This window comes from Pseudomonas sp. F2 (genome assembly GCF_057174385.1).
This window is the reverse complement of the sequence record NZ_CM169904.1, coordinates 1,026,781-1,046,382: the sequence shown is the minus strand read 5'-3', so window position 1 is coordinate 1,046,382 and position 19,602 is coordinate 1,026,781. Positions and strand designations below refer to the sequence as shown.

Annotated in this window: 21 protein-coding genes; 8 read left to right on the top strand and 13 right to left on the bottom strand. The window is 55.2% G+C overall.

Translation table 11 applies throughout. From position 1 onward, the window contains the following. Positions 1 to 225 precede the first annotated feature (225 nt). The 5 genes from gspD to gspG are packed head-to-tail and all read right to left on the bottom strand — an operon-like array spanning position 226 to position 5,746. Complete coding sequence (gene gspD / locus AC193Q_RS04620; RefSeq protein WP_483879219.1) at positions 226 to 2,607, bottom strand: type II secretion system secretin GspD; 2,382 nt, start codon at positions 2,605 to 2,607, stop codon at positions 226 to 228. After that, on the bottom strand, positions 2,604 to 3,152 hold the full coding sequence (gene gspM, locus AC193Q_RS04615) for a type II secretion system protein GspM (protein ID WP_476284450.1): 549 nt from the start codon (positions 3,150 to 3,152) through the stop codon (positions 2,604 to 2,606). The genes gspD and gspM overlap by 4 nt, the downstream gene beginning before the upstream one ends. Further along, the gene (gene gspL / locus AC193Q_RS04610) at positions 3,145 to 4,329 is read right to left on the bottom strand and encodes a type II secretion system protein GspL (protein WP_483879218.1); all 1,185 of its coding nucleotides are present in this window, start codon (positions 4,327 to 4,329) and stop codon (positions 3,145 to 3,147) included. Before gspL ends, gspM begins: the two co-directional genes overlap by 8 nt. Beyond that, positions 4,326 to 5,279, bottom strand: coding sequence for a type II secretion system minor pseudopilin GspK (gene gspK / locus AC193Q_RS04605; RefSeq protein WP_483879217.1), 954 nt, complete (start codon positions 5,277 to 5,279; stop codon positions 4,326 to 4,328). The genes gspL and gspK overlap by 4 nt, the downstream gene beginning before the upstream one ends. Positions 5,280 to 5,287: 8 nt before the next feature. Further along, positions 5,288 to 5,746: a type II secretion system major pseudopilin GspG gene (gspG, locus tag AC193Q_RS04600; RefSeq protein ID WP_003225640.1), complete on the bottom strand. Its 459-nt coding sequence runs from the start codon at positions 5,744 to 5,746 to the stop codon at positions 5,288 to 5,290. Between the two features lie 148 nt (positions 5,747 to 5,894). On the opposite strand from gspG, the gene gspI reads away from it, so the two are divergent. Together gspI and AC193Q_RS04590 are read left to right on the top strand one after the other, a co-directional pair. Then, positions 5,895 to 6,269, top strand: a complete 375-nt coding sequence (gene gspI / locus AC193Q_RS04595) for a type II secretion system minor pseudopilin GspI (RefSeq protein ID WP_483879216.1) — start codon at positions 5,895 to 5,897, stop codon at positions 6,267 to 6,269. Between the two features lie 247 nt (positions 6,270 to 6,516). Continuing rightward, positions 6,517 to 7,155 carry an EcsC family protein gene (locus AC193Q_RS04590; RefSeq protein ID WP_047293947.1) on the top strand — a complete coding sequence of 213 codons (639 nt, stop codon included), beginning with the start codon at positions 6,517 to 6,519 and terminating at the stop codon, positions 7,153 to 7,155. Between the two features lie 246 nt (positions 7,156 to 7,401). On the opposite strand, the gene AC193Q_RS04585 is transcribed toward AC193Q_RS04590, so the two are convergent. Next, positions 7,402 to 7,761, bottom strand: coding sequence for a DUF6124 family protein (locus tag AC193Q_RS04585; protein ID WP_095666773.1), 360 nt, complete (start codon positions 7,759 to 7,761; stop codon positions 7,402 to 7,404). 900 nt (positions 7,762 to 8,661) lie between these two features. Between AC193Q_RS04585 and AC193Q_RS04580 the strand changes: the two genes are divergently transcribed. The 4 genes from AC193Q_RS04580 (at position 8,662) to AC193Q_RS04565 (ending at position 12,465) form a co-directional block, all read left to right on the top strand. Further along, positions 8,662 to 9,300, top strand: coding sequence for an HIT family protein (locus AC193Q_RS04580; RefSeq protein ID WP_483879215.1), 639 nt, complete (start codon positions 8,662 to 8,664; stop codon positions 9,298 to 9,300). Further along, complete coding sequence (locus AC193Q_RS04575) at positions 9,297 to 10,556, top strand: phosphotransferase family protein (protein ID WP_483879214.1); 1,260 nt, start codon at positions 9,297 to 9,299, stop codon at positions 10,554 to 10,556. The genes AC193Q_RS04580 and AC193Q_RS04575 overlap by 4 nt, the downstream gene beginning before the upstream one ends. Next, positions 10,505 to 11,602, top strand: a complete 1,098-nt coding sequence (locus AC193Q_RS04570; RefSeq protein ID WP_483879213.1) for a thiamine-phosphate kinase — start codon at positions 10,505 to 10,507, stop codon at positions 11,600 to 11,602. The genes AC193Q_RS04575 and AC193Q_RS04570 overlap by 52 nt, the downstream gene beginning before the upstream one ends. A gap of 281 nt (positions 11,603 to 11,883) precedes the next feature. Further along, positions 11,884 to 12,465 carry a hypothetical protein gene (locus AC193Q_RS04565; RefSeq protein WP_483879212.1) on the top strand — a complete coding sequence of 194 codons (582 nt, stop codon included), beginning with the start codon at positions 11,884 to 11,886 and terminating at the stop codon, positions 12,463 to 12,465. A 170-nt stretch (positions 12,466 to 12,635) separates the two neighbouring features. Here AC193Q_RS04565 and AC193Q_RS04560 read toward each other — a convergent pair whose 3' ends face one another. The 4 genes from AC193Q_RS04560 to AC193Q_RS04545 all read right to left on the bottom strand — a co-directional run bounded on the left by AC193Q_RS04560 (position 12,636) and on the right by AC193Q_RS04545 (position 15,899). Then, positions 12,636 to 12,866 (bottom strand): hypothetical protein, encoded by a 231-nt coding sequence (locus AC193Q_RS04560; RefSeq protein WP_483879211.1) that lies wholly within the window; start codon positions 12,864 to 12,866, stop codon positions 12,636 to 12,638. A gap of 236 nt (positions 12,867 to 13,102) precedes the next feature. Further along, positions 13,103 to 14,041, bottom strand: a complete 939-nt coding sequence (locus AC193Q_RS04555) for an SIR2 family protein (RefSeq protein ID WP_483879210.1) — start codon at positions 14,039 to 14,041, stop codon at positions 13,103 to 13,105. After that, positions 14,022 to 15,035 carry a ParA family protein gene (locus AC193Q_RS04550; RefSeq protein WP_483879209.1) on the bottom strand — a complete coding sequence of 338 codons (1,014 nt, stop codon included), beginning with the start codon at positions 15,033 to 15,035 and terminating at the stop codon, positions 14,022 to 14,024. The genes AC193Q_RS04555 and AC193Q_RS04550 overlap by 20 nt, the downstream gene beginning before the upstream one ends. A 432-nt stretch (positions 15,036 to 15,467) precedes the next feature. Then, complete coding sequence (locus AC193Q_RS04545; protein ID WP_483879208.1) at positions 15,468 to 15,899, bottom strand: type II secretion system protein N; 432 nt, start codon at positions 15,897 to 15,899, stop codon at positions 15,468 to 15,470. Between the two features lie 132 nt (positions 15,900 to 16,031). Between AC193Q_RS04545 and gspH the strand changes: the two genes are divergently transcribed. Continuing rightward, entirely contained in the window at positions 16,032 to 16,484 is a 453-nt protein-coding gene (gene gspH, locus AC193Q_RS04540) for a type II secretion system minor pseudopilin GspH (protein ID WP_047293930.1), read from the top strand. Beyond that, on the top strand, positions 16,481 to 17,089 hold the full coding sequence (locus AC193Q_RS04535; protein ID WP_483879207.1) for a prepilin-type N-terminal cleavage/methylation domain-containing protein: 609 nt from the start codon (positions 16,481 to 16,483) through the stop codon (positions 17,087 to 17,089). Before gspH ends, AC193Q_RS04535 begins: the two co-directional genes overlap by 4 nt. A gap of 141 nt (positions 17,090 to 17,230) precedes the next feature. Here AC193Q_RS04535 and AC193Q_RS04530 read toward each other — a convergent pair whose 3' ends face one another. From AC193Q_RS04530 to AC193Q_RS04520, 3 genes are read right to left on the bottom strand one after another with little or no spacing between them, the layout of a single operon-like run. Beyond that, positions 17,231 to 18,169 (bottom strand): FecR family protein, encoded by a 939-nt coding sequence (locus tag AC193Q_RS04530; protein ID WP_483879206.1) that lies wholly within the window; start codon positions 18,167 to 18,169, stop codon positions 17,231 to 17,233. 31 nt (positions 18,170 to 18,200) lie between these two features. Further along, positions 18,201 to 18,752, bottom strand: a complete 552-nt coding sequence (locus AC193Q_RS04525) for an RNA polymerase sigma factor (RefSeq protein ID WP_041062424.1) — start codon at positions 18,750 to 18,752, stop codon at positions 18,201 to 18,203. Then, positions 18,749 to 19,414, bottom strand: a complete 666-nt coding sequence (locus tag AC193Q_RS04520; protein WP_483879205.1) for a secretin and TonB N-terminal domain-containing protein — start codon at positions 19,412 to 19,414, stop codon at positions 18,749 to 18,751. The genes AC193Q_RS04525 and AC193Q_RS04520 overlap by 4 nt, the downstream gene beginning before the upstream one ends. Positions 19,415 to 19,602 lie beyond the last annotated feature (188 nt).

The following is a 19,602-nucleotide window of genomic DNA, read 5'->3' as shown; positions in this document are numbered from 1 at the left end:
CGCAGCCTTCGGCAGCTCCTACAGGTCCAGCGTCGTCCCGGCTTTCTACGGTGAGGGGAATTCTTGTGGTGAGGGGATTTATCCCCGATGGGCTGCGCAGCAGCCCCGAAACCTGATATCCGAATCCATCTGACTGACCGCGCGCATAGGTTTTGGGGCCGCTTCGCTGCCCATCGGGGATAAATCCCCTCACTACAGAGTTACTTCTCAGATTGAGGGTCGGATTCAAAAGCGTGTACTCCCTTCAATCGGCACCGCTTTGATCGTCGCGCGAGGTCCCGAAGCCGGAACCGGACTCGGCACCCCCTGCGCCGCCGTCGGCAACTGCGGCGCCTGCATGTCCGGCATTGCCCAGCTGCGTTCCGGTTGCAGGCCGCCCTGGGCGCGGCGCATGAAGTCGTAGCGGTTGAGGGTGATGCTGCGCCCCGCTTCGCTGTCACGGATGATGTACGGGCGCAGGAACACCATCAGGTTGGTCTTGCTGATCGCACGGCGCTCGTTGCGAAACAGCGCGCCGATCCCCGGCAAGGTGCCCAGCCATGGCACCGCTTCATTGCTCTGGCTGTAACCGTCCTGCAACAGGCCGCCGAGGACCATGATCTGGCCGTCGTCGAGCAGGATGCTGGTGTCGATCGCGCGTTTGTTGGTGACGATCCCCGCCGACGTCGCGCTGGCCGACGCGCGCTCGTCGATGCTGCTGACTTCCTGATAGATATCGAGCTTGACCGTGCCGCCCTCGGAAATCTGCGGCCGCACGTTGAGCTTCAAGCCCACCTCTTCCCGGGTCACGGTCTGGAACGGGTTGTTGCTGGTGCCCCCGCCGCCAGTGACATAGCTACCGCTGACAAACGGAATGGTCTGGCCGACAAAAATACTCGCCGCCTCGTTATCCAGGGTCAGCAGATTCGGCGTCGACAGCACGTTGGTGCCGCCCTTGCTCTTCAGCGCCCGGGCCAACACTTTCAGGTCGAGAATCTTGCCGATGCCGGGGATATCGACGGTGCCGTTGACGTAACCGAGGTTCAAACCCTGCGGCAGCACATCGAGGCTGGTCTTGCCGTTGAGGTTGATCCCCGAACCGCCAAGATTCGCCCCGCCAATCACGCCTTTACCGCCGAGATTGCCGGTCTGCCATTGCACGCCGAATTCGCTGGCATCGTCCTCGCCGACCTCAACGATCAGGCTCTCGATCACCACTTGCGCACGGCGCTGGTCGAGCAAATCGATGACCTCGCGCAGGTTGCGATACAACGGCTCCGGCGCGGAAATCAGCAAGGTATTGGTGGTGGCGTCAGCCTGAATCGTCACCCCGCCCGCGCTGAACGCAACGTTCTGTTCGCTGGCCTGATTGCCGCCGCTGCCGGTCGAACTGCTGCCCTGCGCATAACTGCCGCCGGTACTGCCAGTGCTCGACGTGGTCGAGATGCTGCCGCTGGTTTGCGTGCCGCTCTGCGCACCCGATCCGCCATTGTTGTTGCCATTGCTACCCATGGCGCTGAGCACCGAGCGCGCACTGTCGCTGGTGCCGCTGTCGCTTTCGCCGGTGAGCAAACCGCGCAGGGCCTGCGCCAGTTTCGCCGCTTGCGCGTTACGCAAATAAACCACGTGCAGGTTGCTCGGATTGCTCTGCGCGTTGTCGAGTTTGTAGATCAGATTGCGCGCCAGCTCCGTGCGCTCGGGGCTGCCGGCGCGGATGATGATGGTGTTGGAGCGCGGGTCACCGATCACCGCGATTTTCTGCGTCGGATCGTTGCCCGGTGCGTCGAGCAGATCCGCGACCATCGGCGCGATGTCAGCGGCGATGCCGTTCTGGATCTGCACCACGTCGGTGTCGATCGCGCTCGGGGTGTCGATGGTCTGGATCAACTGGGCGACGCGAGTCAGGTTCTCGGCGTAATCGGTGACGACGATGGTGTTGTTGCCGGGGTAGGCATTGATCGGGTTGTTCGGCGAGACGATCGGGCGCAACACCGGAATCAGGTTCACCGCGTTTTCGTATTGCAGGCGAAAGGTACGCGTCAGCATGCCGTTGCCAGCGGGTTTGTCCGGGCTGTAGATCGGCCCGCCGAGCAGTTTCGCGTCGGCTTCCGGCACCACCTGGGCGACGCCGCCGACATCGACCACGCTGAAACCCTGCATGCGCAACGCCGCCAGCAACATGTCATAAGCCTGCCGCGCCGGCACCTGCCCTTCCGAGACCAGCGTCAGGCTGCCCTTGACCCGTGGGTCGACCAGAAACTGCTGGCCGGTGGAACGCGACAACGCGCGCACCACCGCTTGAATATCGGCATCGACAAAATTCAGCGTCACCGGCTGATCGCCCAGCGGATTGCTCGGCAGTGTGCTGCCGCGTGGGGCGCCGCCACTGCGTGCGCGTTCGGTGATGTTGTGCATTTGCTTGGGCACGGGTCGCGCCTGGGACTGCGCCCGTTGCCGATCCAGTACCGCATCGCCACTGCGTTGGGTGTTGGCCAGTGGCCGACCGAGTTCGCTGTCCACCAGCAACGGCGGCTGGTTCAGCGGCGTGGTGGTGTTGCTGCACGCGCTCAATGCCATCAGCAGCATCGGCAACGCCATGCGCGCCGGTTTGGATCCTGACCCCTTCATGAAGCTTCCTTAGCGCCCAGCGCCTGATCCATGCGAACGGTGCCTGACAATGTGCCGGCAGTGACTTCGGTCGAAGCGTTGTCGGCGCGTTGCAGACGGGCCTCGACCACTTGCAGAGAAAGTTGCGCCGGGGTGCTCAACAGCCAATCGAGCACCGCGTCGGCCGGTGCCGCGTCGAACGTCAGTTGCCACGCGCCGGCCTCTCCGGCTTGCAATTGAAAGTGTCCGGCCAGGCCGCTGGCCTGCAGCGTCTGCTCAAGAGACTGCGCAAGACTTTGCCCGTCCGGGCGCACGCTGACTTCGCGCAACAGCACTTCAAGGGCTTCGGTCTGCGCACGCAACTTCGGCGTTTCGCTTTGCCAGTAAGTGATTTTTTTCAGCGGCGGCTGGATCAGTGCGACCCACACCAACAGCGCCAGCAGCACCGCCGCCATGCCGCCGACCATGCGCTTTTCGCGCAGGGCCAACGCTTGCCAGCGCGCCTGAAACTGCGCGCTGAAACGCTGCCAACGGGCGCGATAGACCGCGAGCGATGCCTTATTCATCTTCTGCTCCGCTGTCGTCAGCGCTGTCCTCGGGGGTGGTGACTTCGTCGCTCGGGCGCAGCAGCCAGCCTTCATCGTCAGCCGTCGCACTGATCCCGATCTGGGCCAATGCGGCTTGCCAATCCTTGTCCTTGTCATTGGCGCTGCGCCGGGCGTCGGCCAGCAGACTCAACTGCAAGCTGCCGTCGACAAACGTCAGGCGCTCGACCGTGCCGGCCATGAACGGCATGCCATTGCCGGCCTGCAACACCAGCCGATTGAACGGCTGCGCCGGGTCCTCCGCCGCGCCCTTCTGCCGCGCCGCCAATTGCTGACGCGCCTGCTGCAGCGGATTGAGGATCACCGGCAACTCGGGAAAAGCCTGCTTCACCCGCAGCGTCATCCGCGCCTTGAGCTGCTGGCCCTGACTGGCTTCGCGGGCGGCATACAGGTTCAGGCCGATGACCCACACCGCCACCGCCAAGGCGCACAGCCCCAGCGCCCGGCCCCAACCGCGATGCTCGCTGCGCTGCTGTTGCACCGCGCCGTGCAGGCCCCAACCGGGCAACGGCCCGGTCCAGCGCTGCGCCTCGGCCATCGGCAATTGCGCATCCGGCGGCGGTGCAGAACCGATCCAGTGCAGCGGCGTACCGCAACTCAGCAGCCAATCGCCAATCTCGTCGTCGAACAGCGGCTGCACCCGGGCCACCTGCACGCTTTCGCGCAGCAACAAATGGCCGTCCTGCCGACAGGCCACCGTGCCCGGCAGCACCGGCAAGCTGTACGCCGCCGGGTACAAGCCGCGCAGATTCAGTCCAGCCTGCTTCAGCAATTGCCCCAGATGCTGCAAACGCTGACGCGGCGCCCAGGCGATCTGCACCTGCCCCGCTTCATCCCGCGAACTGTGGGCGATGTGCATGTCATTGCAGTCGCCGAGCATCAAGGCCTGCGCCGCGCATTGCACCGCCGCTGCGGTCTTGTTCGCCGGCAATGGCGGCAGGTCGATGCTCGCCAGCAGACTGTCCGCCGGGTGCAGAAAAACGCTCAGCGCTGGCTGCTTCGCTGACTGCCCCAGTTGGCTAAAGGTCAGGCGCTGCTCACGAATGACCTGCCCCTGCCGGTCCAGCCACGCGCAGTCCATTTCACTGTCGAGACTCAACTGCGCCAGTGGCGGCAAACTCACACGCAACTGGCTCATGCACCCACCCGCGACCAGATCACTTGCGGCAGACGATCCTCGCTGCGGTGCAACAACGCATCGAGACTGACCCGACGCTGCTCACGCCGCGCCTCGCCACGCAGGCGAAACCAGTCACTGGTGATGCCGACCTTGACGCTGGTCAGCTCCAGATTCGGCATGCGCAAGCGGTTGACGAAATCGCCACGGTTGATGAACCAGCGCCCGGCATCGCGCTCATTGATCAGCGCCTGCGCGCGCTCCAGCGACAACCCCGGCACATACGCGGCCAGCACCGGCGCGGTGGCGGTATTGCCGTTGAGCCAGGTGGTCGCTGGGATTACCGTCAGGTACGGCGCCAGTTTGCCGATGACCGCCTCATTCACGCCCTCGACGCTGCGCAGATCATCGACACTTCGCAGCATCGGCAACTTCGGATGCTGTGGCTTGCGCGACGCATTCGGCGACGTGGCGCGGCCACTGTCAAAGGCGTTTTTGCTCGTAGTGTTTTCGCCAATCTGCGGGTTCAACAGGTACGGATAAGAGCCGATCACCCGCTGACTGATGCGCTGACTCAACCCGGCGCTGATGCCGATCAGCTCGCACAGCCGCTGAAACGCCTGCACCTGCGCCTCATCGACACGCTCGTTGGCCACCAGATTGCGCAGGTTGAACTTGCCCTGCTCATCCTCCAGCCGCCCCTCGAAACCCTGCGCATTCAAGCGCTGCGCCCACGGCTGATCGAGCCGGGTCAACGGATCACGCTGCCGCGCATCCCAGAGCAATTGCCGGCTGATCTCCAGCCCGCCGTGCAACAACCAGCGCCCCTGAACCCGCTGCTGATCCGCCTCCAGCGCACGGGTCGAAACGCTCTGCCGGGTCAACATCCCCGCTGCAATCACCGCGACCACCGCCGCAATCAACAGCGCACTGATGATCGCCATCCCCTGCTGGTTCGATTGGCTGTTCATCGCCGGCCTTACAGCTGCCAGGAACCGATATCGGCATTCACGCCGTCGCCGTCAGGCTGACCGTCGGCACCGAGGGAAAAGATATCGATCTCGCCATTCGCGCCGGGGTTGAGGTACTGATAAGGACGGCCCCACGGGTCATTTGGCAAACGCTCCAGGTACGAACGCCAGTTACTGTTCTTCGCATCCGCCGGACGCTCCACCAGCACTTTCAAACCCTGACTCTGGCTCGGATAAGTACCGTGATCGAGGCGATACAACTTCAGCGCCTGCATCAAACCACCAATATCCTGCTTCGCCGCCGTGGCCCGCGCCTGATCCGGCCGATCCAGCACCTTGGGCACCACCATCGCCGCCAGAATCCCGAGAATCACCACCACCACCATGATCTCAATCAGGGTAAAACCCTGCTGCCCACGGGGCATCCGGCTCGGTCGTCTGGGCTGTTTGAACTGCGCGATATCCATCTCGACATTCCCTTGGCTTGATTCGATTCGACGCGCAGTGTTGCAAGAAGATATGTCAGGGATGTTGAAAATCCTCGGGAGTTTTCGTCGTCAAGCCGTCAAGGACGCGGGTTAGGGTCGAGGGCTGTGTTTTGGTTTTGGGCCTTATATGCGCGCGTGTTCCCGAGAAGCGGGTTTCACCCTGATTGAAGTGCTGGTGGCGCTGGCGATCATTGCCGTGGCGATGTCGGCGGCTGTGCGCGTGGCCGGGTTGATGACGCAGAGCAGCGGGGGTTTACGGGATCGGTCGGTGGCGATGATTGCGGCGCAGACACGCATGGCGGAGCTGCAACTGGAAGGTCGATTGCCGACCGGTGTGAAAGCCGTTGATTGTGATCAGGGACGGTTGTCGTTGCGGTGTGAGCAAGCAATCGCAGCGGCTGAAAATGGCCGACTACTCAAAATCGCCATCCAAGTCTTCAACCGCAACCAGGACGCCCCGCCCCTGGCCCGCCTGGAAACCCTATTAAATCGCCCCCTGTAGGAGCTGCCGAAGGCTGCGATCTTTTGACTTTGATCTTTTAAACGCTGGCGTTTATCGAGCTCGCAAATGCGTTCCCTCTGTACCGCAGCATGTAATCGCGGGGGTCTGGGCGAGTATTTTAAAAGTGGAGTTATGCCATCAGCGCGGCGGCGAAAGTATTTGGAGGGAATTTGTTCAAAGCGAAGTGATGCAAATAAGCCGGCAGACATGGCATCATAAGGCCACTATTCATGCGCTGAGACTGAAGATGGAACTGATAAGTCAAGAAAAGATAATGCAGGTCCTTGATTGGGCCTACGAGAGATCTGTGAATGGGTTCTCCGGTCTTGATTCCGCCGAGGAGCTCGCAGCCAGCTACGCCAAGGAAGAAAGCCCTGCTTACGATCAAGCTAACTCACTGATTCGCTGGCAAAACACCAAATCGGCCACCTCAGGCTTCATTACCGGCTTGGGTGGATTGATTACACTGCCCGTAGCGTTGCCCGCCAACATCACAAGTGTGCTTTTCGTGCAAATTCGCATGATCGCCGCCATCGCCCACCTGGGTGGCTACGACGTGAAGGATGACAAGGTAAAGACCCTCGTTTTCGCCTGTCTCACCGCCAACTCCGCCAAAGAAGTGCTGAAAGACATCGGTATTGTCGTGGGCAACAAACTCGCGATGAATGCCGTGAAGTCGATTTCCGGCAAGACCTTGCTCGAGATAAATAAAAAGGTCGGCTTCAAGCTGTTCACCAAGTTTGGTGAAAAAGGCGTGATCAATCTTGGCAAAGCCGTGCCGCTGCTGGGAGGCTTGATTGGCGGAAGTTTCGATGCCTACACGACCAACACCATCGGTAATGTAGCGCGCGATACATTCACACCAAAAGATGTGGCGACTGCATAACGGGCCACCTCAGCGGTAGCTGCATTTCCCGTTTTCAAGGGAATGCAGAGCCAAAATCAGCAAATGCGACAGAGGGGACGGATTTATTTTCTGACAATAAATCCGTCCCCTCTGTCTTTGGCTCCCACCGGTTCCAGCGACTTACACAAAATCTGTGATCAACATAAATCCCTTTGGGAGCGAGCTTGCTCGCGAAGACGCCAGATCTGACACAAGATCAATCACCAGCTGATCCTGATACGCGTATCACCCCTGCAACTGCAAATTATCCAAAGCCCGATTCACCGCCAACTCCCCGAGCATAATCAACTGCGCAATCCCCAACAGCGCCCGACGCTGCGACACCGGCACCAAACTGGCAATGTTCTGCGCGATGTTTTTGGCCGAAGCAAGCGTCTCACTGGCATCCACCAGCAGCTCTTCGGTTTTGTTGTCCGCCGTCACGGCATACATCCCACGGGTTTTACGCGGCGGTGGCGTGGAACCGGGCGGACAGAGGTAATGGTCGAGCGCGCGGTCGGCGGCTTCGTGGAGTTTTTTTGAATCGATGGATTCGTAGGGGGAAACCGAGGCGGTTTCGGGCGGGTTGGGTGTTGGTTTGATCATGGTGAAGCTCCTTGATTGTTGGAGCCGCCACATTTCGCTGCGAAACGACGGAGGTGGCAGCTGTACGCAGGTTCGCAGACCGGGAATCAAGGAACCCGGCATACCCGAAGGTATCCCGCGCACAGCCACCATGAAGCACCCTTGCCAAAAATGGCAACGATATGGAGCGCTGTGCGCCTTGATTAATCCGGGCTGCGAAACCCGATCACTGATTCATCAGCGACCGAACCACAATAGAACCCGCCCCAAAGGCGCACAAGCCGGCGGATTCTGGCGTAGCTGTAGGCAACGGCGCAAGGATGTGTAGCCTGAGAGAGTGTCTGGAGATGTATTTTTAAACGTTGGTGTTTAACAATCCACAATCTATCGCCTCCCCCTAAGGTTGATCTGCCCCAAAATTGGATCGATTGCTTTTTTTGAAAAAACTTATGTCAGACTATTTGACCACTTCAGTCAGCCATGCGAGTTAAGAAAATATCCCCCTCTCCATGGCTGTGCGGAAGCAAGTCCGACATTCATGCTAAAGGGGACATAGAATGACACTGGTGGAAAAAACTGCTGATGGGCGATAGCGGCCTGTAACTGCCTACGTGATCGGCCTCTATCAGGACTGCAACACTACGAGCGCCGCTAGTTTAGTACGTCATCCAGCCCATCAGGGTCACGGTTGATCCAATCGAGAAAGGCACTGGAGCACCTTGATGTGCAGCACCCTGAAATGCTGCCCGAACCCCACACCGGCTGTGTCGATACAAGAATGTGTACGCGTTATGCAGCATGAGCTGAATGGGGCGTTAGGTCAGAGTAAGGGAAAAGGATATAATCTAGGTCATTCTCTGCGAACTAGAATCATCGGCCGAAAGTGCCTCTCATCAACATGTGAGCTGAAAGGACTGCGTAATGCTAAATGACTGCGTTTTTTGTCGTGAACTGCAAGGAGGCCGAGACACCAATTTTGCTCGGCTCTATCCGGAGCTCCGTAGTAGGGTCATAGCAGAAACTGAATCGTTTGTTGCATTCCCTTGTATCGGCCAGCTTGTAGAGGGACACTTTTTAGTCGTCCCGAGAGATCATGATTGCACCTTAGCTCAGGCTCGCGGCCGAATCATGTCTGCGGCAATCGAGCTGACAGCTTTGCTTAACTCTGTCCACGAGGCGTTAGGGCGGAAGCTCAGTGACAGCCTTCTTTTTGAACATGGTGCACTGAGCCCTAGCGATGGCGGATGCGGGATTTACCACGCGCATCTACACGTGTTACCAAATGCAGGGCACATTAATTGCCGCAGCTTTATTGAAAGCACTAACGCCTTCGAAAGTGCGTCTTTGGAGTTGCTATACGAGGGCATTCCTCGTAAGCAATCCTATGCATTGATAGGGAGTGCTGAACACGGATTTACAAGCTGGAACCTCACCGCTCCACTCCCCAGCCAAACATTTCGTAAGAAGGTCGCTGCAGCGCTCGATATAGGCGACTGGGATTGGCGACAGGCTGGCCGAGAAAGATCCCTACTGAAGTTACTGGAAGGAATTAATCCATGATTTCTGAAATGGAAAATTTCGAATCTTTGATAAAATTTGAGTATCGTTTTAAAGAAGATTTGAAGCAGCATCGCCAAGACTTAGCAGACCGTAAGCATCTCATGGTTGAATTTACTAAAAGATATTTAGGCGACGCACCAGATGAAACAGAACTCGAAAGCGTAACTCTCTTTCCGGTAGAAAGGGCTGGCAAAAGCGGCAGCGAAGTATTTTATCTAGATGTAAGAATCAAAAATCTGGATTACCCCAGACGTTTCATTGCGAAATTTCAAAACATTAAAAGCACAAGAAGAGAGCATTCATCTGCGTTTAAAGCAAGTACGGCTCAAATGGCAACTGCCGTAACGAAATTCGAGTTACCTGAGAAAGACCTTGGCATGCTGATCTGCGATCTGGCGCGGGTCGGTAATCATATAGAATTCCGCAATTTTTTCCTAAGCGATACCAGTACGAAGAGTTGTGAAAGCGCTCTTGTTTCAGCGTTCAAATTTATAGGAAAAAATCCCAATCCTACAGCTTCGGATGAGTATCTATTTTATAGCGACTATAAGAGATACGTGGAGCGATCAGCTATGCCGCTTGAACGTCTAAGAGCGATGCAAGGTGGGCAGATGACTAACATTGGCCTCCAGGAAGTTGCACAAGAAATAGTTAAATACCATGATGATATTCTAGTGGCGTTTAACTTTAAGATCGTGCCCTATCTTGTTCATGGTGACTTACACGCTCGTAACCTGATGGTCAATTCTGAGGATCCTACCCGGACGGAGCTGATTGATTTTGGTTGGGTAAACTATGGGCATCCTGCCAAGGATTTCGTTCTTATGGAGGCCACGCTGAAATTTATGCTACTCCATGAGTTTTTGGCTGGCTTAACAAAGAAAAATAAAATCTCGCTACATCTTCCCGTAGCCACCTATGAAAGATTCGAATACTTTCTATGTGACCACGGACTGCAACTTCCAGAGCTGGAAGATTTCAATCGCTTCCTCCTTGATCTAGGCGAGCTTCACGAACTTCAAAAAGATGCGCTTATTCGTGTCTATACTTGCTTGAGAGTTGTTCGAAACTCAGCTAATGATTTGCTGAAAAAGTACTGTAACGAGTACATGGAGGACGAGCATAACTCGGCAGAGCGCCACTATTTTGTAAGTCTTTTTCTAGTCGTACTTGGGCTGAGCAGCATGTCGGAAATGGAACCGATATGGACCTTGCTTGGGCTGCAAAAAATGGGTGCCAAAATATGGAGCAGCTAGAGCAAACCGTTTCTGATCTCGGTGAAATTCGCCTCCTCCAAGAGGTCATTTTACCTGACGTGTCTGTGAATCAAAGCTCGCAAAATGACGACTGCGCGCTTCTCCAGGCTCCGCAAGGGACACTGCTATGGTCAATGGATCCGTGCCCAACACCAGTTGCAGACTGGTTCGGCAAAGCATCGCCAGAGGTTTGGGGTTGCTATACCGCAGCAATAAATCTCTCCGACATAGCAGCATCAGGTGGCCAGCCGATCGGCATGCTTGTATCAATAGAAATGCCTGACGATACCACTGTTTCTTTCGTTCGGGGCTTTCAAGCTGGGCTGATGGCTACTTTGAAAGACGCAGATACGAAGCTACTTGGTGGAAACGTGAAAAGCGCTAAGAGATTTTCTGCTACTGGAACAATTCTCGGTGTCGCCGGTGACAGAACAGTTACCAGGAAGATTGAGAGCCCGCTCATCACCGCATATTTAGTCGGCCCGAGCGGGGCGTTTTGGTCATCAGTTGTGGCAAATTTTTTTGGTGCATCGGGTCTTTCTGCCCCGACACAGCGGTACTTGGATAACGCTCTCTGTTTTCCTCGCCCTCAGGTACAAGCCGGCATAGCTCTTGGTCGCCTGCCATTTTCAATCGCTTGCATGGACTGTTCAGATGGACCAGCCAACGCAATGTATCAACTGTCTCAGTTGAACAAGATAGATCTTACCCTCTTCGCAACACCTGACTGGTCCTTACCTGAAGAACTAATTATATTTCTAGCCCGGAAAGGAATTTCACTCGAGAATGCCTGCTATGGCTTCGGAGATTGGCAGTTAGCATGCCTAGTACCAGATGAGTTCTGCGCGCTCTTCGAGAGCGCTTTGAGCCATTTCCCGCTAACAAAGCTTGGTCAAGGTCGTAAAGGTACCGGCCATGTAACCGTCGAAGATGGCCGGACGTTACAGCTCAGCGCGCTGAACCAGAATTTTCAAGGTGGCTACAACTCCGTCAATAAAGTTGAGGAGCTGATTGAGCGGTACCTTCGCCCCCCCATATTTGGATAACGTGCAAAACTGATCGCCACTGTCACGTGTATTTGCTGGCTGCTCTTTTTTGCTGCCGATTTCCTGAAGTCGCGCCGATACCATTGGTAAATAGCTCAAAGGCATGACGGTTACGCTGTCGAGCGATGAATGTCCGGATGCGTCTTCAGAGCAAAAAACGGTGGCGCGAGTTAAGAAAAAAAGGGGAATCTATTGAAGTTAATCCGCCTTCACCTTTTTCGCCTCTCAAACTATCACTTGATGGTCCACAATGAATCTGACTACGAGAATTCTGGTGAAGCATGGGCGCTATTTCGAATTGCCATTTTATTCAACCCATCCTGATAGCATGCTCACTAGCGACTGGACCATTTTTCGGACTAGTAGAAGAAGGCCTGTTAAATCTTTCAGGCTGGGCTGAAGCCCTAATCCGGAGTCGCTACGGCAATAGCACTAACTCTTGCTATCGCAACATACATAGGGTAGGACAAACAAAAACTAGAGAGGAAGCGTATTCAACAACGAAACTGTATTTTTCAATACTCGTTCTGATCGAATCAACCACGATACGAATACCAAACCTGCTATTCAATCTCATCCCGGAAGGTGGCATGTTGGTGCCTAGTGACTCTCAAGCAAAGTCCTATCTTGAGAAAGAAATTGAAAAAAAATTACGAATTGAAACTCTCCATGCCCAATCACTTACTTCCGTTAATAGTGAGCTGGCTTTTTTTTGGGGGGTATCCTTGACCTCGAACTCAGCCGCCGAGCACGTCAATCCGACGGATTCAAAAAACGAATACTTAACGCCCCTCCATCAGCTTCACAACTATCTCATTAATTTCTATATCCATAAATCCAATGACAATGCCATTGAGCAATGAAAAACAAGGTTTATCGAGACCAACAAGACCATATTAGACCTTTCAACTCAATAAAGAAAAAAGCATGAGCACAGTTTCTCTAGGCGAGATCTAATACATAGACTGACTTTCCTCTAAAATAATCAACTGTTTTTTAGTGTATTTTTTTGGAATCCCTCTTAATCTTTATACTATAAAAATTCGTCCCACTCAGTCTCAGGCGCCGTATAGTTAAAACTGTAACTACCCAAGGTGCCTGATTGCACACCTTCCGCAGATTTGGAAAGGGGCTGCTGAAAGCCGTTATCATCGGTACTGCTTAGCTTGAGCTCAAACAATGCCTGCTCAAGAAGCTTTTCAAGGGCTTGCGAAGAGGTGGCCTCGACAGTGATAGTAGCCTTTCCTGGTTTCTTTGTATTCATGCTCATATTCCTTTCATTTTTAGAGACAAGGAGTCTTTTCACTTCTAACGCCGTAGGCTCCGAGCTATAGATCTAGCGTCAAAAGAGACTTACGGATACTGATTTAATTTCTGAAAAAAATTATTTCCCTACTTTCATCGACTGATATCGACCAGAAGCAACCATTCAAATAGCAATACATTCAATTAAAGAACATCAAAAAAGCAGAATCCGGAACATCTAGATATCAGACATCTTCAGACCTGAGGCTCGATTGATTGAAGTGACCTAATCACTTCGACACTCAACTCGCGCCGCCTTCCATCCACAAGACTAGTTATTTTCTTGAAAAGCTCAGTTAATTCTACATGATTATCCCTTTTATCGTATGGAACTATAAAAATCCGACGAAGCTCTTTATTAATTTCAACAAATTTATCAGTATGAGTGCCTGAGAGAAAAATATAATGCGGGCGAGCATTAGGAATGTTATGCGCATAGTTTTCGATTACCTGAGATATTGCAGGATCGCTTAGCGAAAAACCTACAAACAGAACAGTATGTGTCAAAAGCACTGTTTCAATAAATTTCGCGTACGCCCAATTCCCATAAGCCTTGTCTGAATAGTCCTTCTTAGTAAATATCATGGTGTCAATTTCATCAATAGAACCATGAATTTTGAAGATGTAGTTTTGCGAATCTCTAAAAGCTTGAAATGAGTCCTCACCGATGGATTTCACAACGTGGGGATGGTGCGTTGCGTTTTGATTTACATCATTCCAAGCCCCTTCTAGGTACAAATCAAAATTCGTAGTCAGAACTATTCTTTGGTTAAGACTCATGAGGGTTTTTTGTAGCTCAGTAGGCGTTCCTCTTTGAGCATATTCCGATATCAGAAGTTTTTTCCATTCGTCTACACCCAATCCCCGACTGATCATTTCGCAAGCCATTAAGTAGTCTTGACTCTTGATCATTTGCTTGGCGTGAGTCTTTAATTTTTTATCATCAAGTAGATCCGCAGCATCTTCTAAAAATTTTGACCAAAGTCTAATTTTACCGCCTGCAACAGTTGTAACGCCAGCAGATACTCCTGCGCCTATAAATATTGCGGCCCGGCGTTCTGCTAGATCATTGATCAAATCTGGATTTATCGTTCGCATATTTCCTGAGCCTATCTCAATCAGCCTTTGAAACAACAAGATTTTCCAAGAATCGCAACGCTAACGAACTATAAATTTCCCGAGCCTGCTTCCTCATTAGTGTATAACTACCTAACGCACTAACGTTAATCATTGGCTGGTGAAGTGTTTGAGATTTTGGAGCCAAGCTCGCTAGATGCTTGATCTCCCCAATGTGCGGATTTAAGTTTTTAGAATAAAAATAACTTAAATTCTTTTTAACAACTTCCGGCAACTGTTTGCTGATATGATTATAAGCTTCCACAATGCGAGTACCTTCCTTCTCCCTTCGCTCTTTATGCTGCTGGGTTACATACCCTAAAAATCGCAATTTTTTATTATTTACCAAAGGCAGTTCAGATGGATCTTCCGAGTTCCTCATTCCAAACTCCAGATCTTTCTCCCACACCTTTACAGCCTCGCCAATATTTTTTAATGCCCAACTAGAAAAAATATCTATAGACATAGGCACTAGGAAATAATCCACAGCTAACAATATCGCTCTATTAATAGCACCAAGCGACGGCCCCATGTCAAAAAATATATAATCATAATGCTTTGTTTGCTCTATTACATTATGAAAAACCAGTGTTGTTCTCAACCCACGAATCCCACCTGCTTTTGCATCTCTCCAATCCTGCGCCAAAAGATCTTCTTTCAAAGCAAGTCTCGGATCGCCAATTATAACGTCAAAGCCGAAATTTTTAGATTTTAGAATCGGCAATTCAGTTTTGTAACCTTTGCCAGTGGACAGAGGATGAATCACACTATATATCGTCTGTGGGTCTGTAGAACCGTATATTTCAAGAAACTGCTCATCTGGCAGCACATATTGAGTTAAGTTACACTGAGGATCCGCATCAATCACTAATACTTTATAGTTGTGATTCAACGCTAGCTCGGCTGCAAGATTTGCAACAAGCGTTGTTTTACCTACCCCACCTTTGTTGTTAAAAAAACAAATTGCTTCTGCCTTGCTTGTTTTAGATTCTTTCAGATCATATTCAGACATAGAGTAGCTCTCATCAAGACCAAAAATATGCATCGTACGCTAGGGCGCGCTTTGAGGGTATAGGCACATGACTTTTCATCAGGTATCGTCCGAATCATACGTAGGATTTCCGCAGAAGCAGAAAGCGGTATGCCCTGAAAACAAATACATCGACTAATTTGAAGCATCCTATAGCCAACAATCTCTTATTTCGAACGGCTGATGGTGGCCGAAAATGGATTTTTTGCTTCATATGGTTGGCTAAGCGCACTCCGCCCGCAAAGCAGGAGCTGAGCGAATTCCCCGTGGCTTATAGATCCGAAATGGCTGCTTCTGGCCGAAAATGATCATTCAGGACATGCCTCTCTTGTTGGTCAATAACAATCAAGCACATCCCCGCCGCTTCAGCACCATCATCTGACTGAAGCCTCAAAATAACTACCTCACAAAAAATCACGGCCTCACCAACCTAGGCAAATCAACTTCCTCCCCCAACCTCTCCACCCCCAACCTTACCCTCTCCCCCCCCTGCTCAATCACCACCCCTTCCCCCTCCACCGCCACCAACTTCACCCCAAGCCCCACCCTCTCCCCCTGCAAAAAACTCCTCGGCGGGCCATCGTTCAAACTCAAAATCGCCACCGCTCCCCGACTCCCCGCCATCACCCCGCTCACCTTGATGTCCACCGGCGCCGTCTGGTTGGAAAACCATTGCAGCGCCGGGCTGTCACTGCGTGCCGCGAGCATTTGCGGTGGCGCTGGTGGGGTGTGGGATTCGGCGGAGGTCAGGAGCAGCGACGACCAGGTCGCGACGCCGACCAGGGCGGCGAGCAGTGCGAGGGCCTGGACGGTTTGCGGGGGGGATGTGCGGGTGGTGAGCATCATGGGCTGAATCTCCTTTTAGTCCCTGCTGACAGGCTACGCGGCAATTCTCACGGTTTTATTTCACACGCCTTACATGTTGGCCGTGCAGGATGTTTTTTTGGACGGGGCTGGACGCAACGGAGTGCGCAACCGATGAAGGTGGGCAAGCAACAAGGCTTTACGCTGATCGAGTTGATGGTGGTGCTGGTGATCATCGGGATTGCCAGTGCGGCGATCAGTCTGAGTATCAAGCCGGATCCGCTGCAGTTGCTGCGCAAGGACGCCGAGCGGGTGGCGCAGTTGCTGCAGGTGGCGCAGGCGGAGGCCCGCGCCGATGGCCGGCCGATTGTGTGGGTGAGTGATGGCAAGGGCTTTCGCTTCAGTCGGCGCGGTGACGGTGGTCGGGGGTTTGAGCATTTCAAGGATGACCCGCAGTTGCGGCCGCGCACCTGGCAGAGTCCGAAGCTGGAGGTGCGGGTGGAGCCGAAGCAGAAGGTGGTGCTTAACGCCGAGTGGATCAATCCGCCGCTGCAATTGACCCTGTCAGATGGGCTCAATCGGCTGAGTGTGCTGCGTGATGCCAGTGGCAGGATCAGTGTGCAATGAATGATCAACGGGGCTTTACCCTGATCGAGGTGATGGTCGCGATTCTGCTGATGGCGGTGGTCAGTTTGATTGCCTGGCGTGGGCTGGACAGTGTGACGCGGGCGGACAGTCATTTGCAGGCGAGCAGTGAGCAGAGCGACCGTTTGTTGCGGGCGTTGAATCAGTTGCAGCGTGATGTGGAGATGCGCGCGGGTGTTGAATTGAGTGAGCCGAAGAAGGTTGGCGTGGATGATGAGCCGCCGAGTGCGCCACCTGCGTTGACGGTGCGCAGCAGTGACGGCAAGGGGTTTCGGCTGGACATTATTCGCCGTGCGGCGGATCAGGTTGGGGCTTTGCAGCGGGTGCGTTGGTGGGTCAAGGGGGATACGTTGTATCGGGCGGTGGCTGAGGGGCGCAGTCGGTATCCGTTGCCCGCGCCGGGGAATGGAGTGGCGGTGTTGCAAGGCGTGAGTGATGTGCAGGTGCGGGTTTGGGAAGTGGATAAGGGTTGGCGGCAGTTGAGTGGGAATCGGCGGGAGGATCCGTTGGGGTTGGAGGTTCGGTTGACGCGGGAGACGGCGCAGGGGGTGGAACGGTATCGGCAGGTGATGGGGCCGCTGCAATAATTTGGATTACTGAGGTCCCTGTGGGAGCTGGCTTGCCAGCGATGGGGTATTCACATCCAACATCTCATTGCCTGACATGCCGCTATCGCTGGCAAGCCAGCTCCCACAGGGTTTTATGGTGTTTGTGGGTGTTGGGTTGGACTAGCTGAGGACGACGACGCCGCCGGGGAGTTCGGTGCATTTGACGCCGTAGGCGTCGCGGATCAGCAGGGCGACGCCGGCGAGTTGGTCGAGGCTGAAGCGGGCCTGGACGCGGCGTTGGCCGAGTTCACGGTTGAGCAGCAGCAACATGCCGGGGCGGTAGCGGTTGATCTCGTCGATCATCTGGCTGAGGGTTGCGCCGTTGAATACCAGCACTTGTTGGCGCCAGTTCATCACTGCGGCGGTGTCGACGCTTTGCACTGCGCCCACTTGCTGCGCGTCGTAGGTCAGTTGTTCACCGGGCTGCAGGCGCAGGCTGTGGCCATCGACATTGACGTCCACCGAACCATCAAGGCACGTCACGCACACTTGCTGATCGGTGTTGCGCAGGTTGAACCGTGCCTGACTGGCGCGCAACCACCCTCCTCCGGCCTGCATCGCCAATGGCAGCCGCGCGGTTTGTACTTCGACTTCGCCGCTGACCAGTTCAAAACCCTGCACACCATCATCGCCGGCGCGCTGGTTGATGCGGGTCTGGGTGTTGAGTTCCAGGCGCACGCCGTCGGCGGGTTCGAAGCGCTTCTGCTGGCCGACTTCGGTGATGTAATCGGCGCCGAGCCCTTCAAAGCCACCGGGGATCGTGCCGCGCACCAGCAGGAACGCCGCCGATGCAGCGATGGCGCCACCGAGAAAGGCCCGTCGGCCAAACCGCCGAGCCGACTGCAGCCTTTCAGCGGCAGGCTGCAGGTTGTGCCACAACACCTTGGCCTGCTCGAAAGCCTGAGCATGTTCGGCGCTTTGCGCACACCAATCGCGCAAGGCGCGGGCGTCGGCCACGGTGGCGCGGCCCGAGGTCAGCAAGATCAACCAGTCGTAGGCTTCGCTGTGCAGATTGTCGGCCGCCGATGGCTTTGCAGGTGTCAGTCGAAAGATGTTCAAACGCGCAGATTCTCAACGAAATGATCGGGCACTATTCAGAAGACGGTTTTCCGGCCCCGCGACCGAACCGCTGAAACACTTTTCTTTCCAGTTTCGCGGCGCAGAAGCCCAATGCAGCTTTGATTTCCTTTTCGACCATGCGCGTGGAGATGCCGAAACGCTGGGAGATTTCCAGGTGCGGTGCCTCCTCCAGCCGCGCGGCGATGAAGATTCGGCGACGCCGCGCGGGCAGCTCGTAGAGAGCACTGAGCAGCGACTGAATTTCCTTTTGCCCGCCCACCACCCGCGCCGGGTCCAGCGCCTCGTCGCCGACTTGCAGCAGCTCTTCGACTTCCTCGCCGGTGAGCAGGCGCGCATCGGCCTGACGGCGGTCGGCGGCGATGTTCAGGGCCATGCGATAGAGGTAGGCGTTGGGCCGCAGCAGGTTCGGCGGCGTCTCCATGCGGTCGACCCGCAGGTAGGTTTCGTGCAGCACGTCGTTGGCCAGGTCTTCCGAGCCGAGACGGCGTCGCAAGCGCACCCGAAAGTCCTCATAGGACGTCAGGAACAGCTGGACCATCGAACCTTGTCCGGTGTCTTTCATCCCCCGGAAACTCCTTCCCATTTGGTGCATTCCATGCGTTTCCCTGACGACTCCGGTAACAACAGCAACGTGACCGGCTGACGCAACGCGCTGGGCGTCGGCCGGTCGATCCTCAGATTGCGAAAGCTCTCCACCAGCGCGGTATCGCGCCGTACATCACCGGTGGTGGTGACCAACCGGTTGTGCTGCACCACGCCGTCGCGCCCGACCCAGACCTGCAACACCGCGCGATAACTACCCGGACGGGTCAGCGGCGAACGGCACAGGTTGCGCTCGATCGCCGCTTGCACGGCGGTGGCGTAACTGCGACTCACGGCGGCGCTGGCCGGCGTGGATTTGTCCGGGGCCGATGGCACGTCCTCGACCTGCGCCACTTGCAGGGTGAATGCATCGTCGCGGGCATAGCGCGCCATCAGGCCACTGCCGCCGAGCAAACGGCGCAGCGCATCGGCAGCGGTGTATTCGCCATCGACCGCCAACGAGCGCCGACCGCGACTCAACTGGCTGTCGACCAGTACCGCAACACCCGTAGCGTGGCTGTACTGATCCAGCGCCCGGGCCAGGTCCTGCGCCGGAATGTGCAGGGTCATGCGCAAGTCGGCCGACACCGGTCCGGCTGTCGCCCCGCCGCTGAACCAGCCAAGCAGCAGCCCCAGACTCACCCGGCGCACGAGAGTCGCTGAACGCTGAAGACCGTCCCTGGAACTGCCTCGCTGCACGGCTGACGTACCCCTGAAAACCGTCATCCTGATGGCTGTTTATGAATCTGGTGTGACGGGCGGTGCAAAAAAACCATCACGGGATTCGCGCAAGGCTTGCACTAGACTGCAATCAGAGAACGGCCGCTTCG